Raw genomic sequence first — 11,737 nt, forward strand, 5'->3', positions numbered from 1 at the left:
TAGCAAGGCAAGGTGCTGGAGGTTCCGTGGACCTGTCCCTGTCGACCCGTGCAGTCGGCGATCGTACGGTCGTCGAGGTTGGCGGCGAGATCGATGTGTACACCGCCCCGAAGCTGCGGGAGCAGCTGGTCGAGCTCGTCAACGACGGCAAGTACCACCTCGTCGTCGACATGGAGGGCGTCGACTTCCTCGACTCGACCGGCCTCGGCGTGCTCGTCGGCGGCCTGAAGCGGGTGCGTGCTCACGAGGGCTCGCTGCGCCTGGTGTGCAACCAGGAGCGCATTCTCAAGATCTTCCGGATCACCGGTCTGACCAAGGTCTTCCCGATCCACACCTCGGTGGACGACGCGGTCGCGGCGACCGACTGACGCGTCCGGGCCGGTCCACGTGGCCGGCCCGCCCGTTCCACGCGTCCGGGGTGCGGAGGGCCCGTGCGGCCCCCTGCTCCCCGGGCGTCTCAGGGCCGGCTCAGCCGGTCCGCGGGGCCGCACCGCCGGCCCCGGTCGGAGTACCCCGAGGGGGAGAGATGGCAACCGTCGAACTTCGATTCAGCGCGCTTCCCGAGCACGTGCGGACGGCCCGGTTGGTCGCCGCGGCCGTCGCCAGACGGGCCGGGGTCGACGAGTCGGTGCTCGACGAGGTACGGCTCGCGGTCGGTGAGGCGTGCTCCCGTGCGGTCGGTCTGCACCAGCGCGGTGGGATCGGCGGCACGGTGCGGGTCGCGTTGACCGACCAGGAGAAGCGTTTCCTCATCGAGGTCGAGGACGAGGCGGGCCCCGCCACCGTCCCGGCCTCCGGCGACGCCGAGGGCGGCGACCCGGACGAGGACACCCTGGGCCTCGCCGTGATCACCGGTCTGGTCGAGGACCTGGAGGTCACCAACGGCGCCGACGGCGGCGTGATCCGGATGAGCTGGCCGGTTTCGGTCGCCTCCGTCGCGGTCTGACGTCACCGAACGGGCTCCGCGGGTTCCGTTCCGCGGGTTCCGTCCTTCGGGCGCCCATTTCCCGGGCGCGCATTGACAAATTGTTGAGCCTGGCGGTTCGCTGCTTCCGGCACGACCGGGTCCGATCATCGATCGGACCTCGTCGCGGAAGAGGAAGCACATGCGGATCCGCATCCTGTGGCCGGCCGGGCAGGCCACCGCCACGCTGGCGGCCACCCCCACCACCGAAGCGCTCTGGGCCGAGCTGCCGATCAGTTCGACGGCGAGCACCTGGGGCGAGGAGGTCTACTTCGGCACGCCCGTCAGCGTGCCGCGCGAGGACGGTGCCCGGCAGGTGGTCGAGCCGGGCACCGTCGCGTTCTGGACCGACGGCGACAGCCTCGCGCTGCCCTACGGACCGACCCCGATCTCGCACGACGGCGAGTGCCGACTGGCCGGCCCCTGCAACGTCCTCGGCCTGCTGGACGGGGACGCCCGGGTGCTGCGCACCGTCCGGCCGGGCGATCCGATCCGGGTCGAACGGGCCTGAGCACCGGGCCTGAGCACCGGGACGGGTCGGCGGGACGGGAGCGGGCAGCCGGGAACCGGGTGCCCGGTGACGGCCGTGTAGGTTCGACGACCGAAGACGACCGAAACCGAAAGGCTCCTCCCGGTGAACAAGCGACTGCTGGCCGTACCCGCCCTCGGCGTGCTGCTCGCGTTCGGCGCCGTCGGCTGCGGCGGCGACGACAACAGCAAGCAGCTGGACTCCTGGGCGTCGAACGTCTGCGGCGCGGCCAAGGACCCGATCGCCCAGGCGCAGACCGCGCTCGCCGACACCGCCCAGGTGAAGACCGGTGAGACCCCGGTCGACCTGCAGAAGCGGCTCTCGGCGGACATCGGGCGACTGGCCAAGACCAACCAGGACATCGCGGCCGCGATCGACGCGGCCGGCGCGCCCAAGGTGGACAACGGCGCCGCCCTGCAGAAGGACACCATCGACGAGCTGAAGAAGGCCGCCGACGGCTACCTGAACGTCCAGAAGAAGCTGGACGCGCTGGTCAACAACGACCAGGCGAAGTTCGCGGACGGGCTGAACAGCGTCGGCGACCAGCTGCGCCAGCTGTCCTCGCTGTCCACCCAGGCGCAGAGCAAGCTGGGAAGCGGCGAGCTCGGCAAGGCGATGGCCAAGCAGGAGGGGTGCAAGGCCACCCCGGCCACCCCGAGTGCCGGGGCGGGCGGCAGTGCCGGCGGCTCCACGGCCACCCCGGGTGCGGGCACCACCCCGAGCGCCGGTGCCACGGCCTCGGCCGGTGCGCCCGGCGGCACCCCCGCGCCGGGCGCGACGGACAGCGCGAGCCCGGCGGCCGGCCCGTCGGCCGGCGCCACCACTCCGGCGGCCCAGGCCCCGGCCCCGGTCTCCTCCTCGGCCCCGGCCAGTCCGGCACCCAGCGCGAGCTGACCGGGGGCAGAACAGCATCGGCAAGGGCCGGGGTCGCTCGAAGGAGCGGCCCCGGCCCGCTGCGTCGAGGAGCGTGGCCGGAGCCGGGGTTGAGGGGCGCGGGCCGACCTCCTGGTGCGGTCGGTGGGGCGCTCCGGGCATCGGCGGGGGCGGGTGGGTGAGGGGGCGCTCCCGGTGGGGTCGGCGGGCCGGTGGGGCCGGGGTGGGGCGGGGCGGGGGACAATGGCGGGGTGATCAGTAGCCCCGTTCTCGACCCGACCCGTCTGGCCAAGCTGCGCGAGGCGCTGCTGGCCGCCTCGTTCACCGCCGATGGGTGCCTGGACCTGCTGGGGCCCACCGGCTACGCGGCCCTGGCCCGTAGCGAGGCCGTTCCGGCGCTGCGCGCGACGCGCGGTGGCAGCCCGCTGGAGACGCTGGTGCGGCTGTTCCTGCTGCAGCAGCCGGTGCCGTACCGGGCGGCCGCCGCCGCGCTGCCGGTGGAGGACTGCCTGGCGGACGGCTGGCTGCGCCCGGACGGGGATCTGGTGCGCGCCACGGTGGACGTCCGCCCGTACGCCAACGAGGTTGCCGGAATGCCCAGTTCGGACGCCTGGGTGGTGTCCGACCTGGGCTGCGCGGTCGGTGGGGCGGGCGGGATCGGCTCCGGCGAGACCGCGCACGGGGTGGCCCGCAAGGACCTCGTGCTGGGGGTCGGCGGAGCGTCCACGACGCTGGCGAACATCACTGTGCGTCGCCCCGTCCGGGCAGCGCTGGACCTCGGTTCGGGCTCCGGCGTGCAGGCGCTGCACGCGGCCCGGCACGCCGGGAGCGTCACCGCCACCGACCTCAACCCGCGTGCGCTGCGGTTCACCGAACTGACCCTGGCGCTGTCCGGGTTCGAGAACACCGAGGTGCTCACCGGGAGCCTCTTCGAGCCGGTCGGGGAGCGGAAGTTCGACCTGATCGTCTCCAACCCGCCGTTCGTCATCTCGCCCGGCGGCCGGTTCACGTACCGTGACGGCGGCATGGCCGGGGACGACCTGTGCCGCAGCCTGGTGCGGTCGGCCGCCGAGCACCTGGAGTCGGGCGGGTACTGCCAGTTGCTCGCCAACTGGCAGCACGTCAAGGGCGAGGACTGGCAGGAGCGGCTGGCCGGCTGGGTCGCGGGCACCGGGCTGGACGCCTGGGTCGTCCAGCGCGAGGTCCAGGACGTGGCCCAGTACGCCGAGTTGTGGCTGCGTGACGGCGGCGACCACCGGGGCCCGGGCGGCGACTACCAGGCCCGGTACGGCGAGTGGCTGGACGCCTTCGAGGCGGGCCGGGTCGAGGGCATCGGGATGGGCTGGATCACCCTGCGGGCGGGCGGCGCCGAGCGTCCGACCGTCCGGGTGGAGGAGTGGCCGCACCCGGTGGAGCAGCCGCTCGGTCCGCACATCGACGAGTGGTTCGACCGGCAGGACTTCCTGCGTTCGCACGACGACGCGGGGCTGCTCGCGGCCCGCTACCTGCTGGCCGACGAGGTGGTCCAGGAGCAGGTCGGCGCGCCGGGGGCGGAGGACCCGGAGCACGTGGTGCTGCGTCACAACCGGGGCATGCGGCGGGCCACCAAGGTGGACACCGTGGGGGCCGGGTTCGTCGGGGTCTGCGACGGGACGCTGTCGGCGGGCGAGATCGTGGACGCGATCGCGCACCTGCTGGGCGAGGACCGGGTGGTGCTGCGGGACCGGGTGCCGGAGTCGCTCCGGCTGCTGACCGAGCAGGGGTTCATCGACCCGGTGCGGTGAGACCCGGCGGGCGGGGTTCGGTGGCTTGGCGTTCGGTGGTTCGGCGTTCGGTGCGGTGAGGTTCCGCCCCGTTCGGTAGAACGCTGCCCGGGTACCCCCCGGTTCACCCTCCCGTACTCCTTGGTTTGCCCGGCGGTCCCCGTCCGGCCGCCCCCCGTTGGTCGGGTGCTGTGAGGCTCTGTCCACAGGCTGTGGACAGAGCTGGGGAGCCGGGGGCCAGGGGTGGACACGACGACGGCGACCGTCGGCGGGCTGGTGCTCGCCCTCTTCGGTGGCGCGCTGCTGCTCTGGTGCGCCGCCGAAGTGCGCCTTCGCCACCGGGTGCGCCGGTCGGGGGTGCCGGTGGTGGCGACGGTCGTCGCCGAGCGCGACGTGCACGGCCAACTCGACAGTGCTCCGCTGCTCTCCTTCTCGGTGCTGCCGGCGGTCGGCGGGTCCGGGGCGGGTTCCGGGGCGGGTTCCGGGGCCGGCCGGATCGCTGAGCTCGTGCTCACCCGGCCGCGCGGGCACACCCCGCTGCGCCGTCCGGAGCGGTTCGCGCCCGGCGCCCCGGTGCGGATCTGCTACGACCCGGACCGCCCCCGTCGGGCGGTGCTGGCGGCCGGGGAGATCGGCCGGGCGGCGGTCGTCGACCTGCTGTGGTGCGCGCTGGGCGTGGTGTGTCTGGCGGCGGGTGCCGGGCTGCTGGCGGCGATCGGCCGCTGACGGGTCGGCAGCTTGCCCGTCATCCCCGTCCCGGCCCCCGTCGGCCGTCCCCGCTGAACCGCCCCCGGTGCGATCCGGAGAGCGCCATACCGCATGCGCGCCGATTTTCCGTTGACAGATCTTGAAATCCGTCATTCCATCCTCCGGAACCTGCCGAAGCCCCCCTCCACGGGGCGCGAACCTCCGTCATCGGGTTACCGTTCGAGTGGCGTCGGTGAGCGCGGCAAGCGAAACAGCGGGAACCGTCCGTTTGACAAGGGTGGCCGGGGTACGGTCACACTCCGCTGGTGGGGTGTCGTGCAGTGGCGACCCCGGGACGGTGGAGGGGTCGGGCGGAGCGCAGCCCGTGCTGCCAGCGCCGACCAGCCACATAAGGACCGGGAGAGAAGAGCGAAGGTGTCCCCGAGCAGCGAGACCGCGCACGGACAGCGACTCGTCATTGTCGAGTCGCCGGCCAAGGCGAAGACGATCAAGGGCTACCTTGGCCCCGGCTACATCGTCGAGGCGAGCGTCGGGCACATCCGCGACCTGCCCAGCACCGCGGCCGAGGTGCCGGACAAGTACACCGGCGAGGTGCGCCGCCTCGGCGTGGACGTCGATCACGACTTCGCGCCCATCTACGTGGTGAACGCGGACAAGAAGTCCCAGGTCAGCAAGTTGAAGTCGCTCCTCGCGGAGTCCGACGAGCTCTTCCTCGCCACCGATGAGGACCGCGAGGGCGAGGCCATCGCGTGGCACCTCCAGCAGGTGCTGAAGCCCAAGGTGCCGGTGCACCGCATGGTGTTCCACGAGATCACCAAGACGGCGATCCAGGAGGCCGTGGCCAACCCGCGCGAGCTGAACCAGCGGCTGGTCGACGCCCAGGAGACCCGCCGCATCCTCGACCGCCTCTACGGCTTCGAGGTCTCGCCGGTGCTGTGGAAGAAGGTCATGCCGAAGCTGTCGGCGGGCCGGGTGCAGTCCGTGGCGACCCGTCTGGTGGTCGAGCGCGAGCGCGAGCGGATGGCCTTCCGCACCGCCTCGTACTGGGACCTGGTCGGCACCTTCGGCACCGGCCGCACCCCGGCCGACGCGGCCAACCCGGAGACCTTCGGCGCCCGGCTGGCCTCGGTCGACGGCAAGCGGATCGCCACCGGCCGCGACTTCGGTTCGGACGGCCGCCTCAAGGCCGGCAGCACCAACACCCTGCACCTGGACGAGCAGGCCGCCCGCCAGCTGGCCGCCGCCCTCGAGCAGACCGCGTTCAGCGTCCGCAGCGTCGAGTCCAAGCCCTACCGCCGCTCGCCGTACGCGCCGTTCCGCACCACCACGCTCCAGCAGGAGGCCAGCCGCAAGCTGGGCTTCGGCGCGAAGCGGACCATGCAGGTGGCCCAGAAGCTGTACGAGAACGGCTTCATCACCTATATGCGTACGGACTCCACCACGCTGTCGGAGACCGCGATCGCCGCCGCCCGCGCGCAGGTCACCCAGCTGTACGGCGCCGACTACCTGCCGGACGCCCCGCGCACCTACGCCAGCAAGGTCAAGAACGCCCAGGAGGCGCACGAGGCCGTCCGCCCCTCCGGCGACCGCTTCCGCACCCCCGCCGAGACCGGTCTGAGCGGCGACGACTTCCGGCTGTACGAGCTGATCTGGATGCGCACCGTCGCCTCCCAGATGAAGGACGCGGTCGGCCAGTCCGTCACCGTCCGGGTCGGCGGCGCCTCCGCCGACGGCCGGGACGTCGAGTTCTCCGCCTCCGGCAAGATCATCACCTTCCACGGCTTCCTGAAGGCCTACGTCGAGGGCGCCGACGACCCGAACGCCGAGCTCGACGACCGCGAGCGCCGGCTGCCGCAGGTCGCCCAGGGCGACCCGCTGGCCGCCGAGCGGATCACCCCGGAGGGCCACGCCACCAAGCCGCCGGCCCGCTACACCGAGGCCTCGCTGGTCAAGGAGCTGGAGGACCGGGAGATCGGCCGTCCCTCCACCTACGCGTCGATCATCGACACGATCATCCAGCGCAAGTACGTGTTCAAGAAGGGCACGGCGCTCGTCCCGTCCTTCCTCTCCTTCGCCGTGGTCAACCTGCTGGAGAAGCACTTCGGCCGGCTGGTCGACTACGACTTCACCGCGAGGATGGAGGACGACCTCGACCGGATCGCCGCCGGTGAGGCGCAGTCCGTGCCGTGGCTCAAGCGCTTCTACTTCGGCGAGGGCGAGGTCGCGGCCGGCGCTGCCGCCGAGGCCGGCAACGGCGACGGCGACCACCTGGGCGGCCTGAAGGAACTGGTCACCGACCTCGGCGCGATCGACGCCCGGGAGATCAGCTCGTTCCGGATCAGCGAGGACATCACCCTGCGGGTCGGCCGCTACGGCCCGTACGTCGAGCGCGCCTCCGCCGTCGAGGGCGAGCCCGGCCAGCGCGCCGACATCCCCGACGAGCTGCCGCCGGACGAGCTGACCGTCGAGCTGGCCGAGGAGCTGCTGGCCAAGCCCAGCGGCGACTTCGAGCTCGGCCTGGACCCGGTCAGCGGCAACATGCTGGTCGCCAAGGACGGCCGCTACGGCCCGTACGTGACCGAGATCCTGCCCGAGGGCACGCCCAAGACCGGCAAGAACGCGGTCAAGCCGCGCACCGCCTCGCTGTTCAAGACGATGACGCTGGACACCGTCACCCTGGAGGACGCGCTGCGGCTGCTCTCGCTGCCGCGCGTGGTCGGCACCGACGCCGAGGGCGCCGAGATCACCGCGCAGAACGGCCGCTACGGCCCGTACCTCAAGCGCGGCACCGACTCGCGCTCGCTCACCAGCGAGGACCAGCTCTTCACCATCACCCTCGACGAGGCGCTGGCGATCTACGCCCAGCCCAAGCAGCGCGGCCGGGCCGCCGCCGCCCCGCCGCTCAAGGAGCTGGGCACCGACCCGGTCTCCGAGCGCCCGGTGGTGGTCAAGGACGGCCGCTTCGGCCCGTACGTGACCGACGGCGAGACCAACGCCACGCTGCGCAAGGACGACGAGGTCGAGACCATCACGCCGGAGCGCGGCTACGAGCTGCTCGCCGAGAAGCGGGCGCGCGGGCCGGTGAAGAAGGTGGCGAAGAAGGCCCCGGCCAAGAAGGCGGCGGCGAAGAAGACCACCACCACCAAGACGACGGCGACCAAGACCGCCGCCAAGAAGACGGCCGCGAAGAAGACCACCACCGCCAAGACGGCGACGGCGAAGAAGACGGCCGCGAAGAAGACCGCGGCCGCCAAGACCACCGCCACCGACGAGGGCTGATCCGCCGACGGCTGTCCGACGGCAGCCTGATGGCGGCCCCACGGCAGTCCGACAGCGGCACCGGGCCCGTGTCCCCCTCACCGGGGGGCGCGGGCCCGAGCTGTGTGCAGGGATCGTCACAGGCCGGTGATGACGGCGAACCGGAACCCCGTTCGTCTCAATCCGGCAAAGCCCAGACCGCTACGCTGACCGTATGACGAGCGAGGAGCAGCCCACCCCCAGCGCCGCCCCGGCTGCCAGAGCCACCGGGCCCGACCTGCCCGAGGTCGCGCCCGCCGGAACCCCGGTGGACCGGGCCCGGGCACTGTTGCGGACCAGGTCCTACCGGCGCCTGTGGACCACCCAGCTGATCGGCGGCGCCGCCGACCGGCTCGGGCTGCTGGTGCTGCTCGCGCTCACCGTGATCGCCGCCGCCCAGGGCGGCCAGCTCGGCGACCTGCCGCGCAGCCTCGCCTTCGCCACCGCGGCCGTCCTGGCCGTGCGGGTGGCGGCCACCGGGCTGCTCGGCGTGGTGCTGCTGGAACCGGTGCACCAGCTGATCGCCGGCAAGCTCGACCGGCGCTGGACGCTGGTCGGCGCCGACGCGCTGAGCGCCCTGCTGATCGGCCTCGCGCCCTGGTGGACGGTCTGGCTCGGCTCCGGCCCGAAGCCCTCCGGCGCGGCCACCTACGTGCTGCTCGCCACCGTGTTCCTCACCGGTGCGGCCGAGCGGGTCCGGGGCATCGCCAAGGCCGTCGCCGTCCCCGGCCTGCTGCCGCCCGTGAACCCCTACGCCCCCGCCGCCGAGCGGCGGCCGGCCGCCGCCAACCTGGACACCGTCCGGAGCATCGACCGGTTCACCGGCTGGGTCACCGTGCCGCTGGGCGCCGTCGGCCTGGTCGCCTTCACGCTGCTCAACAACATCGGCGCGGCAGTCGGTTCGGACTGGCTGCGCGCCCACCAGCTGACCTTCGCCGCCCTCGGCGCGGCCGGACTCCTCACCGCCGCCGCCGTCCGCAGCTACCTCCAGCAGCTGCCCGTCGGCCCCGTGAGCGTCGCCCCGCACTCGCCGCTGACCGGCCTGCGCGCCCCCACCGACGCGACCCCCGGCCCGGCCCTGCGCAAGGGCCGCACCGGCAGCGCCCCGTACTTCACCTTCGCGGTGGCGGCCGGCTTCGCCTCGATGGCGGGCGTCGCCGCCCTGGCGCTGCTCACCGCCGCCGAGCACCGGGCCGGGCCGATCGGCTACGGCCTGGTCGTGCTCGCCGCGGCCGGCGCCCCCGCGCTGGGCGCCCGGCTCACCCGGGCCACCCTGCCCTCGCTCTCCCGCCGCCGCCTGCTCGCGCTGGCGCTGCTCACCGAGGGCGTCGCGCTGATCCTGGCCGGGCTGGTGCTGGACTTCGTGCTGGTCCTGCTGCTCACCGTGCTGGCCGGACTGGCCGCCGGGATCGTCGTCTCGGCCGGACGCAACCTGCTCGCCCAGGAGGTCGAGGAGGCCCGGCTGCCCAAGGTCACCGAGCACCTGTACGCGGTGCTGCGGGCCGTGGTCGCCGCCGCCCTGGTCGTCGTCCCGCTGATCGCCGCCGGCTACGGCGACGTCGAGTACGGCACCGTCGAGCCCGGCTCGTTCACCTTCATCCACGGCGGTGGCGCCCTCGCCGTCGCCACCGCGGGCCTGCTCACCCTCGTCCTCGCCGCCGTCGTCCTGCTGCGCACCGACGACCGGCGCGGCACCGTGCCGTTCGGCCGGGACCTGGTCGACGCGGTCCGCGGCGGCAGCGGCCCGGTGCCCCACCGGGGGACCGGCACCGGCTTCTTCATCGCCCTGGAGGGCGGCGACGGCGCCGGCAAGTCCACCCAGGCCCAGGCGCTCGCCGAATGGATCCGCGGCAAGGGGCACGAGGTCGTGCTCACCCGCGAGCCCGGCGGCAGCCCGGTCGGCCAGCGGCTGCGCGGCCTCGTCCTGGACGTCGGCAACACCGGCCTGTCGCACCGCGCCGAGGCGCTGATCTACGCGGCCGACCGTGCCGAGCACGTCGAGAACGTCATCCGGCCGGCCCTCGCCCGCGGCGCCGTGGTGATCACCGACCGGTACATGGACTCCTCCATCGCCTACCAGGGCGCCGGGCGCGACCTGGCCGCCACCGAGGTCGCCCGGATCTCCCGCTGGGCGACCGGCGGGCTGCTGCCCGACCTCACCGTGGTGCTCGACGTCGACCCGACCCGGGCCCGGGAGCGCTTCACCGAGGCGCTCGACCGGCTGGAGTCCGAGCCCACCGAGTTCCACCAGCGGGTCCGGGCCGGCTTCCTCGCCCTCGCGGCCGCCGACCCGGCGCGCTACCTCGTCGTGGACGGCAGCCAGGCCCCCGGCTTCGTCACCACCGCCATCCGCCACCGGCTCGACCGCGAGCTGCCGCTCTCCGAGCAGGAGAAGGCCGCCCGCGCCGAGCAGGAGCGGCTGGCCAAGGAGGAGGCCGAGCGGCGCGCCGCCGAGGAGGCCCGCAAGAAGGCCGAGGAGGAGGCCGCCGAGCGCAAGCGCCAGGAGGTGCTGGCGGAGCTGCGGGCCAAGCAGGCCGAGGAGGAGCGGCTGGCGAAGGAGGAGGCCGAGCGGGTCGCCGCCGAGGCCCGGCGCAAGGCCGAGGAGGCCGCGAAGCGCCGCGCCGAGGAGGAGGCGAAGCAGCGCGCCGCCGAGGAGGCCCGGCTGGCCGCGGAGGCCGCCGAGCGCAAGCGGATCGCCGACGAGGCGGCCGCCCAGGCCGAGCTCCAGCGGCAGCGGGAGCTGGCGCGCGAGGAGCAGCGGCGCCGGGCGGAGGAGGCGCTGCAGCGGGCCGAGGAGGCCCGGCTGGCGCAGGCCGCCGCGCTGGCGGCGGCTGCCGCGGCGGCGGAGACGGCTTCGGAGCGGGCTGTTGCGGAGCGGGCAGGTACGGAGCGGGCGGGGTCCGCGGTTGCCGGTGACGCTGCCACGACGCAGCTGCGGGCCGTGTCGGACGCCCCGCGGGACGCGGCGGACGGGCTCGGCGACGAGGCGACGCGGGAGCTGACGCTGCGCGACCGGCAGGCGGCGGTCCGGGCGGCGGAGGCTGCCGGGGAGACCTCCCGGCTGCCGAAGGTGCCCGCCGTCGATGAGACGGCGGTGCTGCCGACGGTGCCTGCGGCGGATGAGACGGCGGTGCTGCCGAGGGTTCCGGCTGTGGACGAGACGGCTGTGCTGCCGCGGGTCGAGCCGGGGCGGTCGGGGGAGCCGGTGGACAGCACCCGTGAGCTGCCGGTGGTGGACGGGCGGCAGGCTGCGCCGCAGCCCGTCCAGCAGCCGGTTCAGCCGCCGGTGGCTCCGCAGCCCGGCGAGTCGCAGTCCACGGCCGAGCGGCCGCGGCCGGAGTGGGCCGAGGAGACGCCGATGGACGACCTGCCGAGCCTCACCGACACCCTGCTCGGCTCGCGTGACGAGTGGGCGCGCTGGGACCACGGCGGCGACCAGGACGGCTCGGCCCGGCGCGGTGGGGACGACCGCGGCGAGGACGGCGGCAAGGGCAAGGGCCGGCGCTGGGGCCGGCGCAGCTGACGTAGGGACGTAGGGACGTAGGGACGGGCGGTGCCGCCCCGGGGCAGTGGCTTCCGGGGCGACACCGCCCGTCGTCATAC

The 11,737-nt window shown here is 74.1% G+C and carries 8 protein-coding genes; all 8 read left to right on the top strand.

Going from position 1 to position 11,737, the window contains the following annotated elements; translation table 11 throughout:
- Window positions 1–26: 26 nt before the first annotated feature.
- The 8 genes from bldG to tmk all read left to right on the top strand — a co-directional run bounded on the left by bldG (window position 27) and on the right by tmk (window position 11,657).
- Window positions 27–368 (top strand): anti-sigma factor antagonist BldG, encoded by a 342-nt coding sequence (gene bldG / locus ACFVXG_RS25330; protein ID WP_188305076.1) that lies wholly within the window; start codon window positions 27–29, stop codon window positions 366–368.
- Between the two features lie 158 nt (window positions 369–526).
- On the top strand, window positions 527–946 hold the full coding sequence (locus ACFVXG_RS25335; RefSeq protein ID WP_387930702.1) for an ATP-binding protein: 420 nt from the start codon (window positions 527–529) through the stop codon (window positions 944–946).
- Between the two features lie 160 nt (window positions 947–1,106).
- Window positions 1,107–1,475, top strand: coding sequence for a cyclophilin-like fold protein (locus ACFVXG_RS25340; RefSeq protein WP_387930703.1), 369 nt, complete (start codon window positions 1,107–1,109; stop codon window positions 1,473–1,475).
- Window positions 1,476–1,598: 123 nt separating this feature from the next.
- Window positions 1,599–2,387, top strand: coding sequence for a hypothetical protein (locus ACFVXG_RS25345; protein ID WP_387930704.1), 789 nt, complete (start codon window positions 1,599–1,601; stop codon window positions 2,385–2,387).
- Between the two features lie 230 nt (window positions 2,388–2,617).
- Window positions 2,618–4,150: a methyltransferase gene (locus tag ACFVXG_RS25350; RefSeq protein ID WP_387930705.1), complete on the top strand. Its 1,533-nt coding sequence runs from the start codon at window positions 2,618–2,620 to the stop codon at window positions 4,148–4,150.
- A 222-nt stretch (window positions 4,151–4,372) separates the two neighbouring features.
- Window positions 4,373–4,855 carry a DUF3592 domain-containing protein gene (locus ACFVXG_RS25355; RefSeq protein ID WP_387930706.1) on the top strand — a complete coding sequence of 161 codons (483 nt, stop codon included), beginning with the start codon at window positions 4,373–4,375 and terminating at the stop codon, window positions 4,853–4,855.
- A 396-nt stretch (window positions 4,856–5,251) separates the two neighbouring features.
- Complete coding sequence (topA, locus tag ACFVXG_RS25360) at window positions 5,252–8,116, top strand: type I DNA topoisomerase (RefSeq protein WP_387930707.1); 2,865 nt, start codon at window positions 5,252–5,254, stop codon at window positions 8,114–8,116.
- A 193-nt stretch (window positions 8,117–8,309) separates the two neighbouring features.
- Complete coding sequence (tmk, locus tag ACFVXG_RS25365; RefSeq protein WP_387930708.1) at window positions 8,310–11,657, top strand: dTMP kinase; 3,348 nt, start codon at window positions 8,310–8,312, stop codon at window positions 11,655–11,657.
- Window positions 11,658–11,737: the final 80 nt, after the last annotated feature.

The organism is Kitasatospora sp. NPDC058162, assembly GCF_042884005.1.
Lineage (GTDB): Bacteria > Actinomycetota > Actinomycetes > Streptomycetales > Streptomycetaceae > Kitasatospora.